Annotated in this window: 31 protein-coding genes; 21 read left to right on the plus strand and 10 right to left on the minus strand. The window is 67.5% G+C overall.

Translation table 11 applies throughout. From position 1 onward, the window contains the following. Window positions 1-133: 133 nt before the first annotated feature. From AC0699_RS21955 to AC0699_RS21980, 6 genes are all read right to left on the minus strand, one after another. Complete coding sequence (locus AC0699_RS21955) at window positions 134-322, minus strand: FxLD family lanthipeptide (protein ID WP_478662745.1); 189 nt, start codon at window positions 320-322, stop codon at window positions 134-136. Between the two features lie 376 nt (window positions 323-698). Continuing rightward, window positions 699-1,094 (minus strand): DUF6415 family natural product biosynthesis protein, encoded by a 396-nt coding sequence (locus AC0699_RS21960; protein ID WP_478662750.1) that lies wholly within the window; start codon window positions 1,092-1,094, stop codon window positions 699-701. Next, entirely contained in the window at window positions 1,082-1,549 is a 468-nt protein-coding gene (locus AC0699_RS21965) for a helix-turn-helix domain-containing protein (protein ID WP_478662752.1), read from the minus strand. Before AC0699_RS21965 ends, AC0699_RS21960 begins: the two co-directional genes overlap by 13 nt. Next, window positions 1,546-2,100 carry a DUF6302 family protein gene (locus tag AC0699_RS21970; protein WP_478662757.1) on the minus strand — a complete coding sequence of 185 codons (555 nt, stop codon included), beginning with the start codon at window positions 2,098-2,100 and terminating at the stop codon, window positions 1,546-1,548. Before AC0699_RS21970 ends, AC0699_RS21965 begins: the two co-directional genes overlap by 4 nt. Next, window positions 2,097-2,513, minus strand: a complete 417-nt coding sequence (locus tag AC0699_RS21975; RefSeq protein WP_478662760.1) for a DUF6415 family natural product biosynthesis protein — start codon at window positions 2,511-2,513, stop codon at window positions 2,097-2,099. The genes AC0699_RS21970 and AC0699_RS21975 overlap by 4 nt, the downstream gene beginning before the upstream one ends. Beyond that, complete coding sequence (locus AC0699_RS21980; protein ID WP_478662762.1) at window positions 2,513-2,947, minus strand: ATP-binding protein; 435 nt, start codon at window positions 2,945-2,947, stop codon at window positions 2,513-2,515. Before AC0699_RS21980 ends, AC0699_RS21975 begins: the two co-directional genes overlap by 1 nt. Before the next feature lie 414 nt (window positions 2,948-3,361). Here AC0699_RS21980 and AC0699_RS21985 point away from each other — a divergent pair, with 414 nt between their 5' ends. The 8 genes from AC0699_RS21985 (at window position 3,362) to AC0699_RS22020 (ending at window position 10,436) form a co-directional block, all read left to right on the plus strand. Then, on the plus strand, window positions 3,362-4,615 hold the full coding sequence (locus tag AC0699_RS21985; RefSeq protein WP_478662764.1) for a helix-turn-helix domain-containing protein: 1,254 nt from the start codon (window positions 3,362-3,364) through the stop codon (window positions 4,613-4,615). Continuing rightward, window positions 4,612-5,139 (plus strand): GNAT family N-acetyltransferase, encoded by a 528-nt coding sequence (locus tag AC0699_RS21990; protein ID WP_478662766.1) that lies wholly within the window; start codon window positions 4,612-4,614, stop codon window positions 5,137-5,139. The genes AC0699_RS21985 and AC0699_RS21990 overlap by 4 nt, the downstream gene beginning before the upstream one ends. 174 nt (window positions 5,140-5,313) lie before the next feature. Next, window positions 5,314-5,484: a hypothetical protein gene (locus AC0699_RS21995; protein ID WP_390730670.1), complete on the plus strand. Its 171-nt coding sequence runs from the start codon at window positions 5,314-5,316 to the stop codon at window positions 5,482-5,484. 72 nt (window positions 5,485-5,556) lie between these two features. Next, entirely contained in the window at window positions 5,557-6,780 is a 1,224-nt protein-coding gene (locus AC0699_RS22000) for a JmjC domain-containing protein (protein ID WP_478662770.1), read from the plus strand. Between the two features lie 8 nt (window positions 6,781-6,788). After that, on the plus strand, window positions 6,789-7,544 hold the full coding sequence (locus AC0699_RS22005) for an aldo-keto reductase family protein (protein WP_478663076.1): 756 nt from the start codon (window positions 6,789-6,791) through the stop codon (window positions 7,542-7,544). Beyond that, complete coding sequence (locus tag AC0699_RS22010) at window positions 7,525-8,358, plus strand: aminoglycoside phosphotransferase (RefSeq protein WP_478662773.1); 834 nt, start codon at window positions 7,525-7,527, stop codon at window positions 8,356-8,358. Before AC0699_RS22005 ends, AC0699_RS22010 begins: the two co-directional genes overlap by 20 nt. A 175-nt stretch (window positions 8,359-8,533) precedes the next feature. Further along, window positions 8,534-9,925, plus strand: coding sequence for a Tat pathway signal protein (locus tag AC0699_RS22015; protein ID WP_478662776.1), 1,392 nt, complete (start codon window positions 8,534-8,536; stop codon window positions 9,923-9,925). 37 nt (window positions 9,926-9,962) lie between these two features. Beyond that, window positions 9,963-10,436: a TrmO family methyltransferase domain-containing protein gene (locus AC0699_RS22020; RefSeq protein ID WP_478662779.1), complete on the plus strand. Its 474-nt coding sequence runs from the start codon at window positions 9,963-9,965 to the stop codon at window positions 10,434-10,436. A gap of 26 nt (window positions 10,437-10,462) precedes the next feature. On the opposite strand, the gene AC0699_RS22025 is transcribed toward AC0699_RS22020, so the two are convergent. The 3 genes from AC0699_RS22025 to AC0699_RS22035 are packed head-to-tail and all read right to left on the minus strand — an operon-like array spanning window position 10,463 to window position 12,851. After that, window positions 10,463-10,801, minus strand: coding sequence for a GNAT family N-acetyltransferase (locus AC0699_RS22025; RefSeq protein WP_478662781.1), 339 nt, complete (start codon window positions 10,799-10,801; stop codon window positions 10,463-10,465). Between the two features lie 2 nt (window positions 10,802-10,803). Beyond that, window positions 10,804-11,931 carry a tyrosine-type recombinase/integrase gene (locus AC0699_RS22030; RefSeq protein ID WP_478662783.1) on the minus strand — a complete coding sequence of 376 codons (1,128 nt, stop codon included), beginning with the start codon at window positions 11,929-11,931 and terminating at the stop codon, window positions 10,804-10,806. Beyond that, window positions 11,925-12,851 carry a hypothetical protein gene (locus tag AC0699_RS22035; protein WP_478662785.1) on the minus strand — a complete coding sequence of 309 codons (927 nt, stop codon included), beginning with the start codon at window positions 12,849-12,851 and terminating at the stop codon, window positions 11,925-11,927. The genes AC0699_RS22030 and AC0699_RS22035 overlap by 7 nt, the downstream gene beginning before the upstream one ends. A 308-nt stretch (window positions 12,852-13,159) precedes the next feature. Here AC0699_RS22035 and AC0699_RS22040 point away from each other — a divergent pair, with 308 nt between their 5' ends. The 13 genes from AC0699_RS22040 to AC0699_RS22100 all read left to right on the plus strand — a co-directional run bounded on the left by AC0699_RS22040 (window position 13,160) and on the right by AC0699_RS22100 (window position 25,664). After that, window positions 13,160-13,432 (plus strand): hypothetical protein, encoded by a 273-nt coding sequence (locus tag AC0699_RS22040; protein WP_478662788.1) that lies wholly within the window; start codon window positions 13,160-13,162, stop codon window positions 13,430-13,432. Window positions 13,433-13,754: 322 nt separating this feature from the next. Beyond that, the gene (locus AC0699_RS22045; protein WP_478662790.1) at window positions 13,755-14,138 is read left to right on the plus strand and encodes a hypothetical protein; all 384 of its coding nucleotides are present in this window, start codon (window positions 13,755-13,757) and stop codon (window positions 14,136-14,138) included. A 73-nt stretch (window positions 14,139-14,211) separates the two neighbouring features. After that, on the plus strand, window positions 14,212-14,532 hold the full coding sequence (locus AC0699_RS22050; RefSeq protein ID WP_478662792.1) for a hypothetical protein: 321 nt from the start codon (window positions 14,212-14,214) through the stop codon (window positions 14,530-14,532). Continuing rightward, window positions 14,529-15,173 carry a hypothetical protein gene (locus AC0699_RS22055; protein ID WP_478662794.1) on the plus strand — a complete coding sequence of 215 codons (645 nt, stop codon included), beginning with the start codon at window positions 14,529-14,531 and terminating at the stop codon, window positions 15,171-15,173. The genes AC0699_RS22050 and AC0699_RS22055 overlap by 4 nt, the downstream gene beginning before the upstream one ends. Next, the gene (locus AC0699_RS22060) at window positions 15,170-15,427 is read left to right on the plus strand and encodes a hypothetical protein (RefSeq protein WP_478662797.1); all 258 of its coding nucleotides are present in this window, start codon (window positions 15,170-15,172) and stop codon (window positions 15,425-15,427) included. Before AC0699_RS22055 ends, AC0699_RS22060 begins: the two co-directional genes overlap by 4 nt. A gap of 38 nt (window positions 15,428-15,465) precedes the next feature. Further along, on the plus strand, window positions 15,466-15,825 hold the full coding sequence (locus AC0699_RS22065; protein WP_478662799.1) for a hypothetical protein: 360 nt from the start codon (window positions 15,466-15,468) through the stop codon (window positions 15,823-15,825). Window positions 15,826-16,066: 241 nt separating this feature from the next. Continuing rightward, window positions 16,067-18,028, plus strand: coding sequence for an FtsK/SpoIIIE domain-containing protein (locus tag AC0699_RS22070; RefSeq protein ID WP_478662802.1), 1,962 nt, complete (start codon window positions 16,067-16,069; stop codon window positions 18,026-18,028). Then, a complete protein-coding gene (locus AC0699_RS22075) occupies window positions 18,018-18,341 on the plus strand; it encodes a hypothetical protein (RefSeq protein ID WP_478662804.1) in 324 nt (107 codons plus the stop codon). Before AC0699_RS22070 ends, AC0699_RS22075 begins: the two co-directional genes overlap by 11 nt. 74 nt (window positions 18,342-18,415) lie before the next feature. After that, window positions 18,416-18,850 carry a hypothetical protein gene (locus tag AC0699_RS22080; RefSeq protein WP_478662806.1) on the plus strand — a complete coding sequence of 145 codons (435 nt, stop codon included), beginning with the start codon at window positions 18,416-18,418 and terminating at the stop codon, window positions 18,848-18,850. A gap of 409 nt (window positions 18,851-19,259) precedes the next feature. Next, the gene (locus AC0699_RS22085) at window positions 19,260-20,831 is read left to right on the plus strand and encodes a type I restriction-modification system subunit M (protein ID WP_478662809.1); all 1,572 of its coding nucleotides are present in this window, start codon (window positions 19,260-19,262) and stop codon (window positions 20,829-20,831) included. Then, on the plus strand, window positions 20,824-22,017 hold the full coding sequence (locus AC0699_RS22090; RefSeq protein WP_478662812.1) for a restriction endonuclease subunit S: 1,194 nt from the start codon (window positions 20,824-20,826) through the stop codon (window positions 22,015-22,017). The genes AC0699_RS22085 and AC0699_RS22090 overlap by 8 nt, the downstream gene beginning before the upstream one ends. Before the next feature lie 3 nt (window positions 22,018-22,020). Then, window positions 22,021-25,101: a type I restriction endonuclease subunit R gene (locus AC0699_RS22095; RefSeq protein ID WP_478662814.1), complete on the plus strand. Its 3,081-nt coding sequence runs from the start codon at window positions 22,021-22,023 to the stop codon at window positions 25,099-25,101. A gap of 149 nt (window positions 25,102-25,250) precedes the next feature. Then, window positions 25,251-25,664, plus strand: a complete 414-nt coding sequence (locus tag AC0699_RS22100; protein ID WP_478662817.1) for a hypothetical protein — start codon at window positions 25,251-25,253, stop codon at window positions 25,662-25,664. Window positions 25,665-25,731: 67 nt separating this feature from the next. Here AC0699_RS22100 and AC0699_RS22105 read toward each other — a convergent pair whose 3' ends face one another. Next, entirely contained in the window at window positions 25,732-26,781 is a 1,050-nt protein-coding gene (locus AC0699_RS22105; RefSeq protein ID WP_478662819.1) for a hypothetical protein, read from the minus strand. Window positions 26,782-26,850: the final 69 nt, after the last annotated feature.

Genomic DNA, 26,850 nt, shown 5'->3' on the forward strand with positions numbered 1-26,850 from the left:
CTATTTTCCTCCCCCCCCCCCCCCCCCTCCCCCCCCCCCCCCCCCCCCCCCCCCCCCCCCCCCCTCCTCCTCCCCCCCCCCCCCCCCCCCCCCCCCCCCCCCCCCCCCCCCCCCGCCATCGGGCTGACCTGTCTTACGAGGTGGTGCAGGCGCTCGGGCAGGAGCTGCCGCAGTTGTCGCCGGTGCTGCACATCAGCACCGTCTCGGTCGCCGGCGTCCCCTCGATGAAGGTGATGTCGAGCTGGAACGGGTCGTCGGTGACAGCGGTGCCGTCGACGGGCGGCTGTTCGATGGTGACCGGGTGCTCCAGTTGAACGGTCATTACGTGCCTCCTTGGGGCAGTGGGCTGATGGTGCAAGGGCTCCGGAGTCATCGGTTCACGCGGTGAACCGCGTGGACCCCGGCATCTGGGGTTGAGTAATTTCGTGTGGGGAGGAACCCGGTGGGAGGAGATGGGCTCCTCCCCACACGTGACGTCCGGCACCGAGCCGTCTTCGCAGGACCGGTTACCGGGTGGTGCACCCGCCCGTCGCCGACGACGGGCGGGCGGTTGAACGGGCCGGCTGCTTGCTCCCCACACAGATCGCAGCCGGGGCGCGAAGTCTTGGCGCCACCTCCGCCTCGGGGGACGGCCTTGGCTCCTCCGCGCACGGGCGCGGTGGTCCACATGGCCAGGCAGGAGGTCCCAGTCCTGGGGGCTATCTCCGTAGCGGTCTCGGTGTAGCGCGGGCCTGTGCTTCGCTGACCTGCCCGGCAGCGCGGAGCAGGCCCTTCACGAGCCGGGCGAGGTTCTGCGCGCGGTGCGTGGCCGCCTGTTGGCTGAGGGGGTTCGGGGGTGAGGCATAAAGCCGACGGTCGGCTTCACCGAGGATGGTCTGCGCACTTCGCCCGGCCTCCGAGTCCGCGGGAATGCCGAGGCACTGGGTCCGCAAGTCCTCCGCGACGGTCCGGCCGAACTCGGTGAACTGCTCAACCATGCCCATCGCGTCCTGGACGGAGGGGCGTTCAGGGCCCTTCAGGTCCCAGGCGCGCACCGTCTCAACATTCGCCAGGACCTCAACCTTGTCCGGGACGGCGGGGGTCAGCGCAGCCATGCAACCACCTGCTCCGCAGTCAGGACCTGAAACTCCCAGGACCTCTTGATGGCGTGGGCGCGGTTCATGGCCCGGAGATTGGTCAGGAGGTCACGGCCGTCCCTGCGGATGATGTCGACCGGTCGTTTCAGCTCGGTGGCCATCTGCGCGGCCGCCATGCCACGGGCGAGGAGCGGCACGAGGTCACGCTGGTCATCGGGCAGGAACAGCGCTTCGGGGTCTAGGAGCTGCGGGCGGGCGATGGCCTCGGTGGTGTAGGCGACGGCGAGCGCGGCAGCGTTCTCGCTCATGCCGTACAGCTTGCGCTTGGCGAGCTTGAGGTAGCCCGCAGCCGTGCCCTCGCGGATCTTGAGGTCCAGCGCGACCACGGCCAGCGTGCTCCCGTCGGCCAGGCCCTCGAGGACCTGCTGCTCCCTCGGGGCGAGGATGATCCTGGCGACAGTCGTCGTGGTCACTGTTCTCCTCCTTGTTGGGCATGAGCGATCCGCCAGCACGACGCGTCGAATCTCACTTCCGCGGTGAGAAGTTGGGCGCCCTCCAAGTGACTCTGGGCCGTGGGGGAACACGGTTCGGAGAACTCTGGAGAGGGAGTCTGTGAGCGATGCCGTACGAAGGCAGCGATGGCGTTGGCGCCGTAGCCGTAGAAGCGGCCGAATACCTCGTCGCTCGCCCACCAAGGGGGGCTGGGTTCGCCCCACTCGACGGTGTGGCAGGTGTCGCGATACGGCGACCAGCCGATACGCAGGTCCGGGAAGCCGGGAACGGTGCTGAGAAGCGCGTGGGCCTGAACGGCGTCCACGAGTTGCTGGAAGCTCGTGTATCCGCCGCGTCGTTCGCCGCCCACTGGGACGGCCAGCAGTGGGATGCGGAAGAGTGCGACCGCGACGCCAGCGTCGGCGAGACCGGGGTCCGCCAGCCGCTCGCGAAAGTAGTCGTAGTCGAAGGCGTCCCGTGCGGCCAGGAGCCGCGCATGGGGCCTGGGGCGGGACGCCGCAGCCGTACTCATTCCGTTCCCTTCATGTACTGGGCCTCGACGAGCCGTTCAACGAGTTCGTTGACGACCCAACCGACCTGGCGCAGGTGCCCCTGGGCCTTGGCGGGCTCGGATGGAAGGGGAGAGGCCCGCAGGGTCTCGCCGCGGACGAGCAGGCGGGCAACGTCGTCTTCCTTCTCGCTGGCCTCGTTGGCGATTGAGATGGTCGCGAGCTGGCCGAGATGGGCATGGAGGCGCTGAAGTAGATCCGGCATGTCCATCGCGGTGGGCGGTAAGTCGTCCAAGGCATCTGCGACGTCGTCCAGCAGCGCGTCCACATCGAGTGGCTTCCAGACCTTCAGCCGGCCAGCGAAAGCCGCCAGTACGTCGGCGTCGTGAGGAGGAGTCCATGGCTCGGGGGCGGGGCGCGGGCGCGTGGTCATCATCACGGCCTCCCCGCGGGGACGCGGAACCGGGCCCAGGTCTTACGGCCGTCGTCACTCACACCCCATTCCAGGGAGAGGACCGCGACGATGAAAAGGCCCCGGCCAGAGACGTCGCCGGGCTGAGCACTGCTGAGCTGAGCGGGCTCCGGGCTACCGTCCGTGACTTCGACCCGCACTTCATCGTCGGTGCAGAGGACCTCCAAGGCGACGTCCCCATCGCCATGCTGGATGGCGTTGGTCACGAGCTCCGAGACAGCGAGCACGATGTCGTCCGCGATCGGCCCAGTCACCCGCCACAGCCGCAGGTGCGCGACCGTGATCCGGCGCATGCGCCCTACACGGTCTTCCTTCGGCGTGAAAGCCACCGCGAAGCCGCGGGCGGTCCGTTGCAGCAGTTCTGCAGCGACCGTGGCGACGGCTGTGGCGGGGCTCATCGGGAGCCAGTCCCACTGCGCAACTGCGGGCCGACGCCGCCCAGTCGTACGGCAATCACGGGGGTGGACCTGCCAGTAGAGGAGTTCATGTGGGGTGCTCCCGCTCGTCGAGTAGCTGGCCTACAAGAGCGAACCGCTTAACCGGTGCGATTGGCATGGGGTCAAGGGGCTGGAGGTGGTCAAGGTGGTCAAAGATCATCTGAGGGAGCCCAGTTCGACGCGGGACGCAGAGCGGAGCTGCCCTCCATGTCGTCATGCCGAGTCCGGCGTGACGGCTGATGTTCAGTCAACGACGCTCGGTGATGGGGGAACAGGAAGAGTTCCGGGTCCGTGCATCACCGCAAACCGGAAGACTTTGCGTTCCCGTTACCTAGGTTCTGGGCACTTCAAGGGTGGCGGTACTACTTTCAGTGCATGGGAGCGAACGTCATCCTTCAGAAGCGGATGGATGAACTCGGCTTAACTCAGGATGAGTTGGCTGACAGCTGTAACCATGCGCTGCTGGAGGTCACCGGCAGAACGGGAGACATGTCGTCACGCACAATCCGGAACCTGCTCAACGGGACGACCCGACGCCCAATCGGCCGCACTTGCATAGCACTTGAGCGTGTGTTCGGCTGCCCCGTGGCGGACTTAGGGTTCAGCGCTCCCAGCTCCATGCAACATCCTCCGGAGGACCCCGTGCGGCGTCGCGACTTCATCGTTGCCACCACAGGAACGGCGGCCGCCGCTTTGCCCGTCGGGAAACAGCGGCGCTCGGTCGGCATGACGGACGTGGCCCGAGCGTCAGCCGGCATGAACAAGCTCGTAGAAGCCGACGACCGCCAGGGCGGACACCGATCCCTCGCTGCCGCAGCCCTCGCAGGCCGAGCCGAAATCCTGGAACTCCAGCAGCAGAACGCCAGCGAGACCGTGCGCCGCGCCCTGTACGCGCTCGCCGCCGAGTACACGACCATCGCGGCCTGGGCATGCATCGACCTGCGCGATTTGGACACGGCTCAGGCACACCTCCACGAGGCCACCACCTTCGCGGGCCTGTCCCAAGACGCCCCGACGGGGATGCGGGTATGGATCAACGTCGCGATGCTCGCCTACCAGCGGAAGAACTGGCCGGAACAGCTTGCAGCCGCCCAGGCGGCCAATGCGTCAAAGGCGGCACGCAGCGATCCCTTTTTCAGCTCCATGGGCCGCGTGCGCCTCGCACTCGCCCATTCGTCGATGGGTGACGCCCAGGCCGCCAAGAGGGCCCTCGGTTCGGCGCAAGAGACCCTTCGGAAGGCCGTCGAGGACGACCGCCCGCGCTGGACCGCGTTCTACGGACCGGCCGAGCTCAACCACCTCGCGGCCATCATCCTCAACCACAACGGGGAGTCCGCCGACGCCGAGGCGATGGCCCACCGCGCGCTCGCCAAGATCCCGGCTGAGTTCCAACGCAACCGCGCCTTGGCGACGTGTCAGCTCGCGCTCGCCCAGCTACGGCAAGGCGAGCCCGAGCAGGCTACGGCGACGGCGGCCACCGTCTTCCAGATCATGGACGGCGCTCCGCTCCCTGGACGCATGCGCACCCTGATCGGAGACTTCCACCGAGACCTGTTCCGGCTAGCGCCGTCCACGGCGTACGCCCGCGACTGGGCAGACCGTATGCGAGAAGAATGGAGTCGAGCGTGACCAGGCTGATCGACCTGCGCCACTACAACCACGGAAGCCTCCCCGAAGGCTTCAGGCAAATGCTGATCGACGTGCACGCCGACTCTTACGCCGACGCCATGGATAGCGAGTTCAACCAGCGGTTCCCCTGGTTCGTCGACCACTGGTCTGCGATGAATGGCTTCACCTGCGTCGTCGCGTTTGAGGGCGAGGAGCCGACCGGGTTCGCGTACGGCGCCCCGCTGCAGCCCGGCCGAGAGTGGTGGCGCTCCACCTCCTTCAAGCCGAACAACGGCTACACCGCGACGTACGCGGTCTCCGAGGTCATGGTGCGCCCGAAGTGGCGCAAGCAGGGTATCTCCGAGCGGCTACACGAAGCGCTGCTGAGCGGCCGCGGCGAGGACTTGGCCGTGCTCCTGGTCGACGTGACCCACCCGAAGGTGCAGGACATGTACGAGACATGGGGCTACCACAAGGCCGGCGAGCAGCAGCCCTTCGCCGACTCTCCGGTGTACGCGGTCATGGTCAAGAATCTGCGCGGCTGAGGGCGTACCTGTAGGAGCGCCCATGCGTGTGGGTATCACGGGGAACCCCGGCTTGCCTAGACCACCGGGCGCGGGCTCATTCACACCCTTGCGTACATCCGTTCGAGAAGGCAGGGTTCCAGGGCACCACAGCACGTCATTAGCCCCCTTCACCGGAAGTGAGCGAGGACGACCATGGCCAACCGAGAACCGTCCAGCAGCGTCGGCGAGTCCGGGCTCCTGATCGCCGTCGAGCAACTGGCCCGTGTGCAGGACCGCTTCGACACTCAGGAGTCCGACCCCACCGGAACCTCCGCCGGGGACGACGGAGAGAACCGCGACGGCCTGAACCACCCCGAGGCGTAGGCGCCGCTTCTCCGCACCTGGGCCCGCCGTGATCTGCGGCGGGCCCACCCCCTCACGCTTCCCGGAGGACATGTGCAGCACCAGCTTGTTCACGCCATCGAATCCGCGCTCGGTTGGGACGGCCCGACCCCCATGGGCTCCGCGTTCACCAGGGGCAGCATCCCCACCCCAGCCCTTCTCCCGAGGCTGATGACGCCGGCCCGGCTTCTCGACACGGTGATGCGGCGCGGCCTATCCCACCCCCAGTTCCGGGCGTTCCAGGACGGGCGTGAGCTTCACCCCGGCGAATACTTCACCAACACCGTCACCCGCCGCGGGCAGGGCATCCGCTTCGCGAACATGACGCGCCTTGGGGCGCTGATGCGCGAGGGCTGCACACTGGTCCTCGACGAACTCGACTTCTTTGACCCCACCCTTGAGGTCGCCTGCCGGGCATTGCAGTGGTGGTCCCGCGAGCTCGTCCAGGTGAACGCATACCTCACGACCCAAGACGCAGCCGGGTTCGCGTTGCACTGGGACGACCATGACGTAGTGATCATGCAGGTGGCTGGTGAGAAGTCGTGGGACGTGCGTGGTGCGTCCCGACCGGTGCCGATGTACCGGGACGCCGAGCCAAACAACACCCCGCCGGACCAGTCCATATGGCGGGGGACGCTCAAGGCCGGGGACGTCATGCACATACCCCGAGGCCACTGGCACCAGGCCACCCGCACCGACAGCGGCGACGGGTACAGCCTGCACTTGACGTTCGGGTTCGTGAAGCGCACGGGAGTGAACTGGCTGACGTGGCTGGCCGACCAGTGCCGGCGCGAGGTGACGTTCCGTACGGACCTGCACCGGTGGGGCGCGGCGGAGGGGAAGTCTGAGCAGACCGCCGCGCTCGCGGCCGCGACCGCCCGACTGGTCGAGGAGTTCCCTCCGGCTGCCTTCCTTGCCACCCGCGAGCAGGAGCGTACGGCCGCCCGGCACGTGCAGACCTCCGGCCTGTTCGGGCCGCCGACCGCCGTGGTGTGCGTGACCGAGTTCCCGCCGCTCGTTGAGCCGGACGGCGAACACGTCACCGTCACCGCCATGGGCAAGCGCCTCACCTTCCACGGCAAGGCCCTGCCCGCACTGCGCTTATTCCTGTCCGGCGCGCCGGTGGAGATCGAGCAAGCAGGCATTGAGACGGGCGTCAACGCTGGGGAACTCGCCGATATCCTGATCCGGGAGGGGCTGTGCGCGGAGCTGACCGACGAATTGTCCTCGGGCTATACCGGTCTGGTCCCTCCCGTGCTGTCCTCGAACGGGCTCTAGAGGTCGGTATCACCGCAGTCGATACGGCCTACAACTACAGCGGGTACGACGGGCACCGGGCGCTTGCGAGTGAGGCAGGCGAACTCCTGGAGCGGTTCGAGGTGTCGACCAAAGTTGGGTACTTCCCCGACGGCCACGACCTCGACCCGGACCGGCTGAGGGCCGCCGTAGCCGAGACAGGGGAAGCCCTCGGCCGGGTGCCCGACACGGTGCTTCTGCACAACCCCGAGCACGATCCAGGACGGTTCGCAGTCGCGTGCGAGACGCTCGCCGCCTGCCAGGCAGCGGGCCTTTGCCGGGCGTGGGGGGTCGCCACGTGGAACCCGCTGCCGCTGGCCCCCGTCTCGGCCGGGGTACCCGTACGGCCAGATGTGGTGATGGTGCGGGCTGGGCTGGCCGTGCCCGGCCCGGTCCTCGACGCCGCCGAGAACCTTGCCCACGAGCTAAGTGGCAGGGCGGTGTGGGGTATGGCACCCTTTGCTGGCGACCCATCAGATCCGGTCTGGTCCGGCGTCGACACCGGCTTGTTCCTCGAACCAGGGCAGCCAGCCGTAACGAGCGTCCAGGCCAGGCTGGCAGCAGCGTTCGCCGTCCCCTCCGTCAGCAGGATCGCCGTGGGCACTTCCCAGCCGGACCACCTCGCCGAGCTCGCCGCCGCTACCCGCATCGCGGCCAGCATGCAGACGGTTCACGCCTACCGCACACTGCTACGGGAACGGGCCGGACGCGGAAAGGAGGCCGCCCGTGCAGCCCACCATGGATGACCTGTCGACCATCAGCCACGAGGACGTCCTTGCCGAAGCGGAGAAGCGTACCGGTCGCGTCCTCGACCGCGACCGTGCCCACTACTCCAAGTACAACGGGACGGCCGGGTTCCCGACGTCGGCGGGCACGTGGGTGCGGCTGGCATGGGTGCGGCCAGGCGCGTTCAGCGCGCAGTCGTGGACCGGACTGGAGGCATCCGTCGCGATCGAAGGCGTGCCGCGACCGAACTGGTTCGCGGGCTCAATATGGCGCGACGAGGACCGGGGGGTGGTGTGGCGGGTCGATGAGATGAGCCTCGCCGCCGCCCCGGCGCTCTCGCCGACCGGCACCGTCGACCGCGACCCGGGCCTGACAGACGCCTGGTGGGCCGACCTGCGTACGGCGCTCGAGAACCTGGCCCGGCACGAAACGAGCCGGGTATGCGTCCAGCAGGGCCACCTCTCCAGGCGGATCGGGGAGGTGTACGGCGACCAGGTCGACACGACAGTGGCGGAGTGGACGTGCGCACACGGCGACGTCGGATACGCCAACCTGACCGCCGCCCCGCTCACGCTGCTCGATTGGGAGGACTGGGGGCTGGCGCCCGCCGGCTGGGACGCGGCCTGTCTGTGGTCAGCCTCGCTGTCGGTCCCCGCCCTGGCCGCGCGTGTCCTCAACGAGTTCGCCGACGTCCTCAACACTCGGACCGGTCAGCTGTCACGGCTGATGCTGTGCGCGAACGTGGCGCGGGCGTACCGACGGACGGGGAAGGCGGGGCCGCTGACCGGCGCCATGGAGGCTGCGGCCTCCGATCTGCTGGCCTCCCTGAGCTGAACGTCAGCGAGCGGATGAACTCCTCACCGTGAGGCGGCCAGGGTGGCTTTCCGCCACCTCGGCTGCGCCAAGAGGCAGTTGAGCACTACGTTGGATCTGCACCCGTCCCCGAGCTGCTGACGGGGCGGGTCCGGTCAACGTGGTCAAAGATCGTTTTCAGCGGCGGGGGCGCAGGATGGCGCGCGAGAGAAACGAGCGGCTGGCCGCACTCCTCCTGGAAGCGGGCTGGTCACGAGCACAAGCCGCCACCGCGTACAACCGGGTCGCCGTCGAGACACTGAACGGTGACGTGCGTGAGAACTCCAAGATCGGACGCTCCCACGTCAGCATGTGGGTGGGAGGCACCCAGCCGTCGGGAATCGCGCCCGCTATCTTGTGCCAGGCGCTGTCCCGTCGTTTGAAGCGTGAGATCACGCCACAAGAGATCGGGTTCGCAGCTTCCACCTCACCAGCGCAGGGGGCGCTGGACTGGCGCGTTGATCCGTTGATCGCGCTGAACGACTTGGGGAGTGGCGTGGACACGGACCGGCGTCGACTGCTGGCGGGTGGGGTGTACTCCGCGGCGGCCCTGATCCTTCCCGAGGAGACCTGGTGGGACGCGATGTCGAGGCCGCCGGCCGAGGAGCCCTCGATGGGCAAACGGGTCGGTCGCGGCGACGTCGAGACCGTGCGGGAGCTGACCCTGGCCTTCTCTCGCATGGACCAGCGGCGTGGTGGCGGCCACGGCCGCCGGGCGGTCGACGAGTACCTGAAGCATGAGGCCCACGACTTTCTTCGGGGCCGGTTCGCCGACGACGCGACCCGACGTGCCATGTTCTCGGCTTCCGCCGAGCTTGCGTACGTGTCGGGCTGGATGGCCTTCGACAACGGCGAGCATGCGGTTGCGCTCCGGCGCTTCAACACCGCGGTGAAGCTCGCTGCCCGGTCAGGCGACGCACCCCTGAGCGGACACATCTTGCGTGCCATGGCGCACCAGGCGCTCGACCTGGGCTTTCGCCGCGACGCCCTCCAGATCGCGCAGGCTTCGGTGCACGGCGAGCGGTATGCAGCCGCCAAACCCCGCGAGCGAGCGCTCCTCGGCGTCGTGCACGCGCGGACCCTCGCCGCGAGCGGCCACAAGGAGGAGGCAGCGCGGGCGCTGCTTCGCGCCGAGGACGACCTGTCGAACGCCCACGACGGGATCAGGGAGCCGGATCGGACCTTCTTCTTCGGTGAGGCTTCCTTGGCGCACGAAACCGCATGCACCCTGCGGGACCTCGGTGACCACCAACGGGCGGTCAAGCAGTTCCGGCGCTCCGTGCGCACGCGCGGCGCAGCGTTCAGGCGCACACACGCGGTCACCCTCGGGTACATGGGCGCAACGCAAATCGCCCAGGGCGGCGTCGAAGAAGCCTGCACGACGTGGACCAACGTCCTCGACGCGATGGAGGACGGCATCTACTCCGGCCGGGCCCGGCAGACAGTCGTCGACATGCGCCACCTGCTGTCGCCCTACCGCAAGCGCGGCATCCCAGCGGTAGGCGTGCTCGACGCCCGTGCAGCCTCGTACCTCGCGCAAGTAGATTGAGCGCAACGTCATTGAGGCAGAGACGAAGGGCTGGGGCATGACCTTGGAGATCAAACCGATCGGGGAAGTCGTCGAAGGTCGCACCGAGGTCGCTGACGATTACTGGGGCGGCGTCGAGTCAGTGATCCAGCTCGACGAGGCCGAGTTTCCCCTCGACTCCGTACAGGGCCTCGGGGAGTTCTCCCACCTGGTAGTGGTGTGGCACTTCAACCTGGCCTCGCCCGACGACGTCGAGTACCACGCCCGGAGCCCACGCGGGAACACGGCGTGGCCGGCAACCGGGACGTTCGCGCACCGCAATCACCGGCGCCCCAACCAACTGGCCCAGAGCTTCCCCCGACTGCTCAAGGTCGATGGACTCACGCTGCGCGTGACCGATCTGGACGCAGTGGTCGGCACGAAGATCTATGACCTGTCGCCGTACTTCGCCGAGATGGGTCCGCGAGGCACTGTCCATGAGCCCGCCTGGCCGGGCGAGATGCTGGCTGACTACTGGGCAAGCAAGGCATGACCCCTGCGTAGCCGGGTCCGATGTCGCTATCGCGATCTGGAGTGACCGTGCTCTGCGCCGTCGTCTAGATCCTCTTGGTAGACGATGGCGACGGGGCGCATGCCGATGGCTTCGTAGAAGGCTTGGCCGCTTTGGTTACGGGGCGAGCAGTGGACGAGGAGCGGACCGAGTTCCCGCTCGCGTGCCCACGATCGGACGCAGTCGACCAGGGCGCGGCCTTCGCCGGTTCCGCGGTGCTCAGGGGCGACCCACATTTCGTGGATCACGCAGCATCCGCGGTCGTCAGGTCCGGCGATGATGTAGCCGTGGGCCGTGCTGTGCTTCATCCCATCTGGTGGGGCGGGACGCTCGGGATCAAACGGCATCTCTACGTGGCCTCCAACTCCTCGGCCATGGACGCGGCCGCGTCGTACGCGGGGCTTCCCTCGAGTGCGCCGCGGCGCTGGTTGTATCGCTGCGTCGTGCGCGGGTCCTTGTGGTCGGCCCAGTGCTGGATTTTCTCCGGACGGGCGCCGGGCCGGTCGTAGGCGTGGGTGATCGTACTGTGCTTGAGTGAGTGGGGGCCGAGCTTCTTCTGCGGGAGCCCGGCGCGCTTGGCGGTGGCTTTGATGGCGCGCCACTGAGAGGGCTCGTCGAGCCGTTTTCCGGTGCTCGTACAGAAGATGAAGCCGTCGGTGCGGGCGGCGATGAGGGTCTGAATGGCGTGCCACACGAACGGTGGCACCGCCTTGGTGACCCAGGTGCCGCCCTTGATCTGCACTTCCAGTGTGTGGTGGCCCTTGTCGTAGCCCAGTTTCTCGATCCGGGCGCCGAGTGCTGCGTCGATGCGTAGGCACAGGTGGTAGAGCACCAGGATCAGGACGTACAGCCGGAACGCGGTGCGGCGGACAGGGTGTTCGTCGCGGGCGGTGCGGGCGAGCTTGATGTACTCGGCTTCGGTCAGGCCCTCGGTACGGGTGAACAGCGGATCGATGGCCGGATACAGCACTCCGTCGAAGGGGTTGGCGTCCATCTGGTCCTTGCGGAGAGCCTTGGTCTGGAGCACGAACTTGTAGAAGGAGGAGCAGGCGGAGAGGACGTTGTGCCGGGTGGCGTCGTCGCGCGGCTTGCCCTCTGGAACGCGCTGCCCATCGCGCCAGACGAGGGTGGGGAATGTCTTTAGGTGGTTCGCGAAGGCGTCAGCGACCAGGAAGGTCACGGCGAGTGGGTGCACGCCGAGCTCCCGAGCGTATGTCTCCAGGATCTTGAAGTTCTGGGCGTACGTCTTGCGGGTGCCGTCGGATCGCTGGTGGGCGATCCAGGCCGCGGCGAGGGTGGGGAGTGCGTCGTGCTCGCCGTAGCGGGCCACCAGGTAGTCGTAGAGTCGGCGTGCGTGAGGGGGCCACTCGTCGCGCGGGTCCAGTGTGGTCTTGGCGAGAGCGGAGCGGGCTGAGCGCTCGTTGCCGTCAGTCGCCAGCGTGAGCGCGTGGCCGGTGGCGGGAACGGGTGTCACCATTGGCTGGCCAACTCCTCGTCCTCGATGCGGCGTCGGCAGTCGTCACACAGCGTCTGCGTTGTTCCGTCACCTTCGCCACCATGGGGCCACAGGTGCCCGCACCCCGAGCAGTGGGCCAACTCCTCTGGCTTGTAGCGGGCCTGGCAGGTGAAGCAGTAGAACCACTCATCGCCAGGGCCGTCCATGAAGGCGAAGCAGGCCAGCGTCGACGAACAGCACTGGGGGCATTCGTTGGCCGGGTGGCCGGGGGCAAACTCCTGGAAGGCCAGGGCCAATTCATCGGCGCTCACATCGGTGGTGCAGAAGTGGCAGTGGGCTCCGTTCGGGATGACGGCGAGAGCCCACTGGCCGCACACGGCGCAGGGCAGAATAGAGTCGGTGGTGCCCTTGAGTTCGTTGCCGCGCAGTCGGTTCATGCGCTCGGTGACGAACCCGTTGATGGAGTGCAGGCCGCTGCGCACGCGCGTCATGTCTTCCTTGATGCTGTCGCGCTCCTGCTCGTCGAGAAGCGGCAGTAGCTCGGCGTCGAGGAAGCGGAGCAGGAAGTCGAGCACGGCGCCGGCGCGTGATTCCACGGCTTCTGCACTGTGGGTCAATCCGTAGTGCTGCAGTGCGTTGCGGTCCTTGCCGAGGTCCTTGAGGGCCGCGGTGTCCTTCTTGCTGATGTCGAGGCCGCAGATGTTCCTCAGCCGCTCCACGGCGGCGTCTGTCCCGCAACTGTTGAAGTCGGACGCCGCGAACTTCTCGGAGGTGGCTCTCGCGGGGTCGCTGAACACCAGGCTCCAGTGCTCCCTCAACAGGCGTGACTTCAGCAGGACCTCGGCGGCGGCCTGGAGGTGCAGGACGCCGTACTTGATTTCCCGGGGCCCGGTGCCGGACTCGGCGTCCAGGTACTCCACGACGCTGACGAGGTAGTCCACCCCGTTGCGAATCGGCGGGAAGTCGATCTGGGCTGAGCCAGTCCTGTACCTCGGCCGGAACGACTTGCGGGACGCAGCTATAACGCCAGATTCTTCGGATACCACTCAGATCTACCCACCCCATGCAGCGCTTGACCTTACGCCAGCGACCTTCCTCGTACGCTACAGGAAAACTGTAATTTTCCTGTATGGGGGCCCCGGACCTGCATACTTAGGTGCGTAGCAAACTACGCCTCTGGCCCAGCCAGTTGATGCGTGACCCCCGGCGGAGAGCAACCGCCGACAGACCCGAACCGAAAGGGACCGTGATGCGCAAGTTCGACGCGCTGCTCCTGGTGCTCGGCCTGCTGGCCGTAGCCTTCCCGCCGCTCGTGCCGCCCGTTCTCGGCACCATCGCCACCGTGGCCGGCGCCGCGGTGGCCGCCGTCGGCTGGGTGCTCGCCCACTTGTCGCTTACGTGCACCGCCGCGGCGACTGCCGTGCTCGCGTACGCCTTCCCGACCGCGTTCACCGGGGCTGCGAAGTGGCTGGTCCGCGCGCTGGTCGCTTCGGTCGCTTCCGTACTGCCGCGCACTGCCTGAACTGCACTGTCACACGCCAGGGCGTCACGCCGTTCCACGGATCGGTGTCCCTGGCTCTGCCACCCGGCGGAGAGCAACCGCCGGTAGACCCGAACCGAAAAAGAGGACTGACGTGAACTTCCGCGTGACACAACGCGAGTTCGCCGTACTTCAGGCCCGGCTCGCTGGGGGCCGTGGCGCCACGTCGCCCAAGCCTCCGTCCCGCCAAGCGCGTGGCAGTCGCAGGGCGGCGCCGCTCGGGCCTGCGTCGACTCCGGAGCCGCCCGACCTGAGCGCCGCCATTGCCGCTCTGCCGGGCGCGGGGCGGTCCTGGACGATGCTCATGCCCTACGGTGACCTGCTCACCAGCAATCAGCGGCTGCACCACATGGCCGAGTACCGGCTGAAGAAGAGGCTGAGGGAGGAAGCCGCGCTGACCGTGCGCGCTCGCCGCCTGCCGCGCCTGGAGCGGGCGGTCGTGTACTACGTCCTGCACCCTAGGCCCATCAAGCGGAAGCGCGATCCGGGGAACTGGTCGCCCAGCGCCAAAGCGTACGTGGACGGCCTGGTCGACGCCGGGCTTCTCCCGGACGACAACTCCGCCCACCTCCTCGGCCCGTACCCCGAGATGGGGCCGCCCGTGACAACCGGCGGCGCGCGCATGTCCCTCGTCGTCGTGGAGATCGCGCCGCAGCTTCCTGACCCGCGGCAACAAGGCGCGGTGTAACAGATCCAGCGACCGGACGTAAGGGTTCGTGAGGGCTGCGTCCCTCGTACGTCTACCGAGGAGATGCCCCTCCATGAGCACCACGCTCGACGTGCCCACCGTGGGCACTTCCACCCGGTGGGTGGAATGGGAGCAGGTCTACATCCGGCTCCAGCCCCATGCCGCCGAGGCCCTGGCGCTCGCCGCCGGATTCCCGATCTTTCCGCCGCCACTGCCCCACACCACGGTCAAGGTCCGCAGCGAGGTCCCTTGCCCGGCATGCGGCCGCGGCCGGGTGTCGAGGTACTGGCGCATGGAACGGCGCGCCCTAGTCGCAGGCTCGGGCTGCTGGCGCAAGCACGTATTCGTGATGGACCCGCCCCTGCCCTTCCTGTGGAAGGGAGTTGAGGCGTGACCGCCCTGGCTGTCGAGACGCAGGCACCGATCTGGGCCGGGCGGGTCATTGTGCGCGCGGCTGGCCGGATGGCACTGCACGTCGCCGTCGCGGGGGCCCAGGTCCCCGATGCGATCATGTTCACCGTACCGGTGGAGTGCCGGCCGAACGCCACATCCGCGCCGGGGGTGCGTCCCTGGGCTGGGCCCGTGGACGAGCAGCATCTGTGTGCCTCGTGCTTGCGGGCACTACGCGGTGAGCCAGAGCCAGCCTGGCCACTACCTGCGGGGGCAGCCGAGCCCCTGCCGGACCTGGACCACAACGGACGCCGCCTGCGGGCAGTCCCGGACCTGCCGACCTACACCGCACCGGCCCTGCCGACCGAGCATGGCGGGCAGCCCATCCGCTGGTCGGAGTGGGTCGAGGCACCGAAGCTGTCGCACTACTCTGCCGGATGCGACTGGTGCGGCGATGCCGGGCCGTGCCTCATGGCGGGCGGCCGCCAGGGCAATCCGCTGGCGAAGGACAACCCGCTGCGCTGGCTCGCCGCGTACCGCTGCTCGTACTGCCAGGAGATGAACGTGTACGAGCAGGTGGGAGCGGCAGACCTGAAGCCGATCGCTCACTTCAAGCCCAAGTCCCCCAAGGGAGCCCGCGCATGAGCACGCCCACCACGCCGTCCGCCGAGCTGCTGAGGGAGGTCGCGCTGATCGCGTGCGGCCGCCGCGAGGGCAAGACGCGCTCGTGCCGCACGTGTGCACGGAAGGCGCCCGGCCTCCTGAACATCGCCACCAATGGCGCCCTAGACGCTCTCGCGGCTGCGATCTGCGGCAACCTCAGCAGCGCCTGCCAGGACTGCCGCAGCAAGGCCGAGACGATCATCAACGAGACGCTGAACGCGCCATGCGCCGCCTGAGCGGGGAAATCGGCCCCCAGTCGGCGAGGACCCGCTTCATGGGGCAGCTTCTGCCGATGAAGGGCTGGCTCAACGCCGAGCTGCACTGCCACCTTGACGGAGTCGGCCCGTCCGACCGGCGCCCGGACCTCGCCCAGGTCCTGGTGTCGGTACCCCCGCCCGAGGAGTCCGGCCGCGAAGACCCTCGCGTCGAGGCCCTGGCCGACTACATCAGCCGGGTCATGGAGATGGACGCAGGACTCGAGGAGATAGAGCGGGAGCTGCCCGGCCGCGGCGAGCAGTACCGGTACCTCGCGGAGGCCCTGGTGCCCTGGCTCGTCGACGTCCCGCGCCGAGAGGTCAAGGACGCGTGGGACCGCGGGTACGAGGCGGGACGCCGAAAGTCCGACGGCCCCTGACTAAGGGAAGGGCGGCCCGCGTCACAGCCATATGTCGGACCTCCGAGTTACAGTGATCACCTAATCGAATACGGGCCCAGGGCCCACCCCACGCGGCGGAGAGCAACCGCTGCACAGACCCGAACCGAAAGGCCACCGCGATGTTCGCGCGTACCCTCCTCGTTGCCTTCCGCAGGTGACGTGACGTGCCCGACAGGGCTTCACCCCTCCCTCGTCACGTCACCTCTGCGGAAGGCCCCCGATGAAAGACACCCGACTGCGCCGCGCTGCCACCGCGGTGGCCGGCGCGTCGATCGCCGTGTGCCGCTGGTGCGGCCGCCTGCGCTACGAACTGGCCCCGGCCGCAGCGACGTTCGGTCTCACCGCCATGTCCTGGTGGCACCACGCAACCGGCCTCGGCTGGCCCGACCACACCGGCTACGGCCTGGCGACCGCCGCCACCGGAGCCCTCTGCGCCAAGGGCCTGGAACACAAGAACACCAAGGCCGCCGCCGTCGGTCTCGGCGGCACCGTGATGTCCGTCGACGCCTGGCTCGGAGCCGCCCTCGGCCCGTCCATCCCCTCCTTCATCGCGACCGGCGTCACGATGATCGGCGCGTACGGCCTGTACGTGCCGTGGCTGGTGAAGTCCCGGCACGACCGGATGAACCTCCAGATCAAGGCAGCGAAGAACGGCGGCCTACCGGACTCCATGGGCGTCAATGTCGGCACGCCCGGCGTCACAGGCGACACCCAGGAGGAAACCGCCCTGCGCCGAGCCCTCGTGGCCCTCGGCATCCCCGCCCAGGACGTGTCCCGGATCGTGTTCACCGAGATCGGCTGGAACTGCGTGGTGACGCTGCCACCTGGCAAGAACACCTCCGCCGCTGTCGTGATCTCCAAGCAGAAGCAGCTCGCGGCCAACCTCGACCTGCCCGGAACGCTGCGGCTCCGCGTCGGCGAACGGGAGAACCAGCTCCTAGTGCAGATGCAGGTCCGCGACCCGCTCGCCGAGACCCTCGCCTGGCCGGGCCCGTCGATGACGTCGTGCACCGAATGGCTCCCGCTCGGCCTGTCCCCAGACGGCACCCCGTTCGGATTCCACCCGCTCTACAACCACGTTCTCGTCGCGGGCGCGACGGATAACGGCAAGTCCGGTGTCCTGAACGTGATCCTCGGCAACCTCGCCGCCTGCCAGGACGCGGAGGTCCTGCTCGTCGACATGAAGCCCGGCGCGGTCGAGCTGGGCCCCTGGGAGCCGTGCGCGCTCGCCTTGGCCGACTCCGTGGACCGAGCCAAGGCCCTGTTCGCCATGGTCCGGCAGGAGATCAAGGAGCGCGGCGAGCTGATGTCGCAGTGGCGCCGGGAGACCGGCGTCCCGGTGCGTAAGTGGGACCCGGCCAAGCACGGCCGCCCGGCCTGGTTCATCGTCATCGACGAGCTGGCGGAGCTGATCCGCCGCGCCCCGGACCTGGCCAAGGAACTGGAATCGCTCAAGCAGCTCGCCCGGTTCGCCGGGATCATGTTCATCGAGGCGACGCAGTCCCCGTCGGCGAAGGTCTTCGGCGACTCCACCGACGCGCGCCAGCAGTACCAGGTCCGCATCGGCCTGGGCGTCACCGAGCCGACCGCAACCAACCTCATCTTCGGCGTGGGCGCGCACGGCGAGGGCTGGCGGCTCGACCTGCTCAACCTGCCGGGGAAGCTGATGATCGCCTCCCGCGACAGCACGCACAAAGCGCCTCTCGAGCGGAGGGCGTACTACCCGACCGACGAGGACATCGCCGCAACCATCGCCGAGTTCGGCGGCGTCGCCGCGGACGGCACGCTGCTGGAACCTACGGCGCCAGCCGGCGGCCCGCGACACGGAGGACCAGGAGGCGGTACTCCCGCTCCGGCCCCAGAAGTGCCCTTCGAGCGGCCGCGGCTGCGCGCGGTCCCCGCATTCCCGGACGGCTCGCGCATCCCGGACAACCGGGTCGCGCTGTGGGAGGCCCTGCAGAAGGCCGGACCCGAGGGACTGACGCTCCAGGACGCCGTCGCTCAGGGCATCGCGGGACACCGCACCTCGGTCCAGGGCCCGATCTCCCAGTGGGTCACGAAGGGCTGGGTCGACGATTCCGGCACCCGCGGCCGCGCCAAGGTCTACGTCCTCACTGCCGCCGAACACACCCCCACGCCCGCCGCCCCGACCTTGGAGAAGGAGAACGCCCTTGCCCGGTAAGCCTGTGTACCCAGCCACCGTCTACCCCTACGAGCAGATGGCGCAGCACCTGCCCGCCGAGCAGTACCACGGCGGCCTGCCCACGACCTGCCAGTGCGGACACGGCCATGGCCAGCCGGTACAGCAGATCATCGTGAAGCAGGCGGACCGGTGGGGCCGGTACGTGGCGATCGGGTTCTCTGCGGCGACCATCGCTGTGATGCTGCTCGTCGGCCTGGTCGTCGCACTGGTCGCAGCCGGAGCGTGCGCCTTGTGCATCGCGGTCGCTGCACGTGCCCTACGGGGCCTGTTCGGAGGCGGCAAGACGAAGTGACCGAAGGGCCCCGAAGCGGGCTTCTCGGCCTATTTCGGGCCCTATGTCGGAGGCCCGTGGCATGATCCCCTCCCATGGGGAGATACGTGTGGGGGAGGATGGCGGCGGGCGCGCTGCTCGCGGCCGCGGTCATGACGACGAGCGCCTGCGGCGGTGAGGTCGAGGCCCAGAGCAAGCCGGCCGCGAAGCCCAAGGCGCCGAGCGTGACCGAGTCGACGAAGACGTTCCAGGATGCCGTCGCCGACTTCGACGCCAGCGACGGCTGCCCGAGGGCCGCTGGGGAATGCTGGGAGAAGATGCAGGCTGTTGCCGAGCCCGCGAAGGCACTGCGGAAGGCGATGAACGCCGACAGGGCGACCGGTCCGAAGTTCTGGACGGAGGCGTACGTCCTCCTCGACAAAATGGAAGACGGGATGGCCGTCGGCGAGGACACCTACACCAACAGGCCGGATGTCCTCGGGTCAGCTCACGACCTCTCGGACTGGCTCGACGAGCACCCCACCCAGTAGCCCTCGGTCACGCCTCGGCCAGGATCGCGACGGTGGCGCGCTCGACAGCTTCGACGAACTCACGGTACGCCTTGATAATCCGGGCAGGACGGACGCCGTGGCGCGTGCCTGGCCGAGGGATTCGACGGCGTGGCTCAGACGGGCAGTCTGCTGGAGCGGGAAGAAGATCAACAAGCGGGGGTCTGGCCACTGGGCCGCGTCGTTGTTTGGGTCGTTTGCCGTATTTCCTGGTCCTAGGGAGGGATATCGTTGGCGAGTCGCCCGCGCAGGGAATGCGATGCCCCGCGTGTACCTCCCCGGCAGGGCACGCCCGTCGTGTACATGCAGGGCACGCCCTAAATAGGGTGACCAACAGGACCACACGGCCTTCGGGCCGCCACCTTTTGACGAGCAAGGACACCACTGACTGATGGCAGTGACCCAGCAGGAGATCGAGAACCGGTTGTGGGACGCGGCCGACGAGCTGCGCGTGGCGATGCCCGAAGCGCAGTACGCCTCGGTCGTCTTCCCGCTGATGTTCTGGAAGTACCTGTCGGACACTTGGGAGCACCACCACCAGGAGTTTCTGGCTGAGTACGAGGGTGCGGACCTCTCTGCTGAGGAAGCGCGCGAGATCGAGTACCGCGACCACCAGTCGTTCGAGATCCCGTTCATCCACCCCGGGACCGTCCAGGAGCGTCGCGCTTCGTGGTCGTCCATCCTTGCCACTGTCACCCAGCCCGGCCTCGGCCAGCGGGTCCGCGCTTCCCTGCAAGCCATCGAGACGGCCAACCCGGACAAGTTCTCCCGCCTGTTCGGGTCCATGACCTGGACCTCTGAAGAGGTGCTGTCGGGGGAGGTGTTGGCGGCGGTCATGCAGGCGATGGACCGCACGCCGAAGATGCACGAAGGCAACATGTCCCATGACGTGCTCGGCGGGGCGTACGAGTACCTGCTGAAGCGGTTCTCCGACGGATCCGGCACCCGCGCCGGCCAGTTCTTCACCCCTCGCGAGGTCGTCGAGCTGATCATCGAGGTCCTGGACCCCAAGAGCTACGAGTCGGTCTACGACCCGACCTGCGGATCAGGCGGCATGCTCATCGCCTCCGCGAACCTCCTGAAAGCCCACGGCGGGCGCGGATACACGCTCAGCCTGAACGGGCAAGAAGCCGTACAGGACACCGCGGGTGTGGCCCGTATGAACCTCTTCATGCACAACCTCACCCAGTTCAAGGTCGAAGTCGGCGACACCCTGAAGGACCCACGCTTCAAGAAGCCGGACGGGTCCGTCGCACAGTTCGACGTGATCGTCGCGAACCCGCCCTACAGCCTGAAATGGAAGCCCTGGACCAGAGACCCCCGCGCTATCGGCGGCACCGCACCGGCGAAGTCAGCCGATTGGGCGTTCGTGCAGCACATGATCGCCAGCATGGACCCCAAGAAGGGCCGCGCAGGGGTCGTCCTACCCCACGGCGTCCTCTTCCGCGGCGGCCAGGAAGCAGCCATCCGTCAGCGCGTGCTGGACGACGACCTCCTTGAAGCCGTCATTGGGCTGCCAGCCAACCTCTTCTACAGCACCACCATCCCGACCTGTGTCCTGGTTTTCCGTGCCCCCGGCACCAAGACCCCAAAGCGGCAAGATGGCGTGGTGTTCATCGACGCTTCCACACGCTTCGCCAAGGCCACCAACCGAAACATCCTCACCGAGGCCAACATCGCCGACGTAGTGACCGCCTACCACTACGCCTTCGACGTCGACGGCAATCCGGTCGTCCCGGACGGCGACGGCCGCCTGGCCTCACGATTCGCTCCACTGTCGGAGATCGTGGCGAACGGGTACGACCTCAACATCGGCAGGTACATCAATCATGCCGCTGCCGAACAGGAAGACCTCGGCACCCTCATCGACGGCTACAACATCGCGCGCGCCGAACGTCAGAAGGTTGAGCAGCACATGCTCGCGGTGCTCGCGTCCGCCGGAGTTGAGGGCTTCGATGAGTGAGCAGTCAGGGTGGCCCCAGAAGGCGCTCTCGGAAGTTGGAGAATTGATCCGTGGTCGTCGTTTCACCAAGAACGACTACGTGGAGTCCGGGCTTGGCTGTATCCATTACGCGCAGGTTCACACGCATTTTGGGGCGATCGCGAGAGACCCCCTCACGTTCCTGGCCGAAGATTCCCGTGCCCGCATGCGCCTTGCTCACCCTGGAGATCTGGTCATCGCCGCGACCAGCGAGAACGTTGATGACGTCGGGAAGGCCGTCGCTTGGCTGGGCGACGGCGACGTTGCGGTTCACGATGACTGCTACATCTTCCGTCATGGACTCGATCCTGCGTACGTCTCGTATTTCTTCGCGTCATCTCTGTTCCATTCCCAGAAGATCAAGTACGTATCCGAGACGAAAGTAGTGCGTATCTCAGGTTCGAGCCTGAGCATGATTGAGATGCCTGTGCCCCCTCAGCCGGTCCAGGAGCGGATCGTCGAGGTTGTCAGCGCGGTCGACGATCAGGTCTCCGCCCTGGAACGGGAGGCAGACGCGCTGGATGCCCTGCTTCGGGGGCGCACGGAAGAACTGTTCGCGCACTACGCGGCCACCGGGACCAGTCTGCCGATCGGTGAGGTCCTGGAAGAGGTCAAGCGCCCGATCACGGTCGACCCTGCGGCTGAGTACCGGCAGATCGGGATCAGGTCTCACGGGCGCGGGCTGTTCACCAAGGAGGCGGTGACCGGAGAGTCCCTGGGGTCCAAGAGGGTGTTCTGGGTCGAGCCCGGCGACCTGGTCATTAACATCGTCTTCGCCTGGGAGGGCGCAGTCGCCCTCGTGCCCCCGGAGATCGAGGGCTACTGTGGATCACACCGCTTCCCGGCCTACCGGCGGCTCGATGGCGGGGACATCGAGTTCTTCCGACTCTTCTTCTCCACCAAGACAGGCACGCGGCTCTTGTCTAATTGCTCTCCCGGCGGTGCGGGACGTAACCGCACGCTGAGCCGCAAGCGTCTGATGGAGTCACCCGTCCGTATGCCCTCGGCCCAGGAGCAGGAGCGGGCGATCTGCGAGTTGCAGGCGCTCGAGACAACCGTCCTGGCCGTGCGGGCAGAGGCTGAGCGGCTGCGTGCCGTGTGCGCTGCCCTGCTGTCCGGGCTGCTGGATCGCACCATCGACATCGAGTCCGCCGATCTGGAGGTCTGAGCCGTGGCGAAGGGCGTTCGGGAGCGCGAGTTCCAGAACCTGATGATCCAGTGGTCCCTCCCAATGGGGTGGGGATTCACGGCGGGTAGAGCTCTGCCGCGTGAGACGACGCAGACAGTAGTCGTCGGCCAGCTGCGGGACGCCATCGTCCGACTCAACCCTGGGGTGATCGACGGGTTCGACGTGGATGCGGTGGTCGAGGAGATCGTCGCCACGGTCAACGCTGTCGAAGGCGGGCTGGTGCGGGCCAACGAGCAGGTGGTCCACCTACTGCGCGGGCATAAGGAGTTCCGGGACGCCGACGGCGTGTGGCACGCCCTGAAGGTCCTCGACTTCGAGCACCCGACCGCCAACACGCTGGTCGTGTCGGACGAGGTGACCATCACCGTTCCCGGCAAGACCCCCCGCCGGTTCGACCTCGTGTACTGGGTCAACGGCCTGCCCCTGGTAGTGGTCGAGGTGAAGTCACCGACCTCGAAGTCCGGGTGGGCCGACGCCGCCCGCGAGATCAACGATGTGTACGCCACCGAGTACCCGTGGTTCTTCACCCCCAACGTCTTCGGCGTCGCCTGCGACGGGCTCAAGCTGCGGTTCGGTGCCGCCGGCGCGCCCACGAACCTGTGGCAGCCGTTCCGGTCCACCGCCGACGACGAGAACCTGTCCGGGCAGGCCGACGTGCAACGCTCCGTCGAGTTGCTGCTCAACCCGGCCACGATCCTGGACATGCTGGCCAACTTCGCCCTCTTCGATACCTCCGGGGGCGGGGTGGACAAGAAGTACCTGCCTCGATACCCGCAGATGGAAGCCGCTCATCTGATCCACGAGCGAGTCCTCGCTGACGGTAAGAAGGGGCTGGTCTGGCACCACCAAGGCAGTGGGAAGACGCTGTTGATGGTGTTCGCTGCCTCGCTGCTGCTGGCCGATACTCGCACTGACTCGCCTACGATCATCCTGCTCTCGGACCGGACCCAGCTCGTCCGGCAGACCTCCGGGGTGTTCACCTCCGCGATGGGCAGCGCCTACTTCCACCAACCGGCTACCAGCCAGGAGTTGCGTTCCCTGCTGGCCGACGATGTGCGTGGCGTCATCTCTACGACCGTCCACAAGTTCGCCGACGCCGGCAAGAGCCTGTCGACCCGGAGGAACATCGTCGTGCTGGTCGACGAGGCGCACCGTACCCAGTCCGCCAAGTCCGAGTCCCTGGCCGGGCAGATGCGCGCGGCGTTGCCGCATGCGAAGTTCTTCGGTATGACCGGCACCCCTGTCAGGAACCTCTCCACCGACACCTTCGCCCTTTTCGGTGAGGAGACCGACCCGGGCAGGGTGATGCACCGGTACTCGGTATCGCGGTCTCTGCGTGACGAGGCGACCGTCCCGGTCATGCTGGATCCGCACCCGGTCCTCTTCGAGATGAACGACCAGGAGTTGCAGGCTGAGTTCGACCAGTTCGCGGACGAATTCGACCTCGACGACCCCGACCGTGAGGTCCTGTCCCGCAAGTTTGGGCGTCTGACTTCGGTGTTCGCCAACCGCGCCCGCATACACGCGGTCTGCCAGGACATCGTGGACCACTACCTGGCCGGCGCCTACCGTAACGGCCTCAAGGCCCAGGTCGTCGCGTACAACCGTGAGCTGGCCGTGGCGTACACGGACAAGATCAATGAGTTGCTGGCCGGTTTTGAGGCGTCGCAGGTGCTCGCCGAGGTCGGGAAGCATGACCGGATCACTGCCGAGGTGAATATCTCCGTCTCGGACGCCAAGGACGAAGACCCTGCCATGCGGCCGTACCGGATCTCGGAGGCCGACGAGGAGGACCAGAAGCGGCGCTTCCTCACCCCGGATCACCCGCTGTGCTTCCTAGTGGTGACCGCGAAGCTGATGACGGGGTTCGACGCCCCCAATGAGGGTGTCCTCTACCTGGACAAGCCGCTGAAGGCCCACACCCTGTTCCAGACGATCACCCGCCCGAACCGCACCTGGGTGTCCCCGACCGGGTTCGTGAAGACCTCCGGCGTGGTCGTGGACTACATCGGCCTGGCCGAAGAAGTCCAGCGGGCCGTTGCCGACCCCACCTCGGAGGGCGCCGCCGCCAGGGGTGGCGGGTTCGTCACCGACCTGTCCGAACTGGTCGCCGAGTTCCGCACCACCTTCGCCCGCATCGAAGACCTCCTCGCGGACGTGGACGGCCTGGACCTCACGATCCACGGATACGAGTCCGTGCGAGCCATCAATGTCTTCCTGGACGCCAACCCTGGCGCTGCTGAGGCGTTCAGCAAGGATTACCGGCTCCTGGCCCGCCTGTACCCGCTCATCAACACTGACAAGCGGGTCGCCAAGTACCAGCACGGCTTCGGGCTGTTCGGGTCCGTGTATACGACCCTGTTCAAGAAGTCCTCCGACGAGGAGAGGAAGGAACGGCTGGCCGAGCTGGGGCCGATGGTCCTGGAGATAATCAATGCCCACGTCCACTCCTTCTCTGTGGTCGCCTCCCAGGAGGAACCCCTTGTCCTGGACGCCCAGGGCATCGCCATCCTCAAGGAGCTGCTGGCCCTCGTCCGCCCCAAGCCCGACAAGGGCGACAGCGAGGACAAGAGGCCGCCGTCTGCGGCGGAGATCCTGGACCACATCAAGGCCGCCCTCGAAAAGGGCGTCGAACCGGGATCCGCGAAGTACACCGCCCTGGCAGAGCGAATCAGGCAGCTGCGGGACCGGATCATCCAAAACGCCCAGGACGCCCTGGACTTCCTGTCCGAAGCACTCCGAGTCGCCCGCGCCATCGTGGACGCCGAGAAGCACCCCGACGAAGCCGTCGTCGTGCTGGACGACGACCACGTGGGTGTCCTGTCGCGGATCATCCACGACCATGCACCGTCCGGCCTCACCGTCACGGAGCGGAACCTGGCCGAAGAGATCGACCAGGTGGTCAAGCGCACTCTCGCCCAGTCATGGGACAACGCCGACGCTCGCAACCGAGGCGTCCGTCGTGCCACCGCCGCAGTCTTCCGCCGATACGCGTTGAAGCCGGTGGGGGAGCCGTATGACTCCACCGTCGCCTACATCGAGGCCCACTACCTCGTTGACTGACGAATGAGATGAGGCCCGGCAACCTGTGGCGGTTGCCGGGCCTCATCGCGCTGCTTCCGTGAGGACACGACACTAGACAGCCAGGTCCCTCAAGGTGCGCGGGCCTGCCGTACCTGGCAGGTTCCCGCGATTCAGGAGGACCTTTCCCTATGACCCAGTGGATCCCCAAGCTGACGAACGTGAAGGGCACGGACGGCACGGACGGCTACGGCGAGTACGTCGAGGCCGGCGGTGCAGTGACGTTCACGGCGCAGATCGTGGCGAAGAAGGAAACGAACGCGGCGTCGTCCGCCGGATTCGGCCTGACGCTGCCGAAGCCCGCGAAGGCGGGCGTGCGCTACGTGTTCAGCCTCAGCCTCGACGGCCGGGACGCTGACCACGGAGTGTGGACCGGTGAAGCGCAGATCTACGCGGGCTCGGACGGCTCGCAGATCGACCGGCTGCGTGTGACCGGCACGTCCAACGGAGCCGCCGTACAGAACATCAACCACGTCTACGGCGACGCCGAGGGCGCGACGGAGGCGGAGATCATCACCGTGACCGGCTCCTATCCGGTCGCCTGATTCACGGCAAGGGGCCGTCGAGCCGAGAGCATCACGCCTCGGCTCGGCGGCCCCTTGCCGTTGCCGATCAGAGTTCCTGGGCAACCTGCTGAGCTGTCTGGTCAGCGTACTCAGTGATCGCATCTAGGACGCGCGTGACGAAATCCTCGCGCAGCAGGCGGACTATGGCATCGGGAAGATCGAGTCCGAGCAAGCCCAGGAGCTGATCGAACCCATCCCGCAGGCGGGTCTCGCGAACTTGCGGCTCGTCCGACGCCGCCTGGGGCGATGCCGCGTACTGACGCAGGTCGAGGATCGTTCTGACCAGAACGGGTAGCTGAGAGACCCGAAGCGAGCGGCGCAGGCCCCGAGTCATCGCGACGGCCACCGGCGTGTAGGCCAGCGCCAGATGGTCGTGGGCGTACTGCTCGACCACGGCGGACTTCTTGCCCTCTCTGCCTGCGATGGCCGAGGCGAGGATACCCATGCAGGCGTCGGCGATGTGTACGGCGGATCGACGCGTCCAGGGCAGCGACGGACGTTCCGAGAGGTGGTTGTCCTTCCCGACGTGCCGAAGCAGCGAAGCAGCGTTGGCGTGAACGAAGAAGGTGCTGGTCGGTGCGTAGAAGCGTCGGTAGAGGCTGACCGCTCCGGCGCTGTCTGGGACCGTGTCAACCTGTTCTGCCATCGCCCACACACCGGGCCCGTTGGCGCCCCCGCCCATCGCCGCGACGGCCTGGTCGACGACGTCCTTCGTGACCAGCCCGTCGTCGATCAGGTAAGCCAGCATGCTGCGCATTGCCTTGAGATACCCGGCCTTCAGCTGCGAGACCACGTTCGAATCGTGCAACGAGTACACGCCAAGTACGCATGCCTCAACGGAGGATCGGGCGAGTTGCACGACTGCCTCATCAGCTCCGACCATCGCCGCTCTGCGGACCTGCTGCTGCAGGTGCATAAGCCGCAGCAGGGCGAGCTTGGCGACATCGGGGCCTGTCGTCTCGTGATCTTCCGGCCACGGGTCGCAGTCGATGAGCTGCCGGGCTGCTGCGCGTACCCGGCGGCGGCGTACCGGATCCGGAGCGGGGAGTAGACCATGCAAAAGGCTCGCCGCGGGTGTTCGTACGGTCGAATTCACGTCCTCAAGCGTCCTCATCCTTGCCGCGGGCCACAACGCGTTTTCTCACGGACGCAGAAACGAGGCCCC

It is taken from the genome of Streptomyces sp. NPDC043870, from assembly GCF_056435785.1.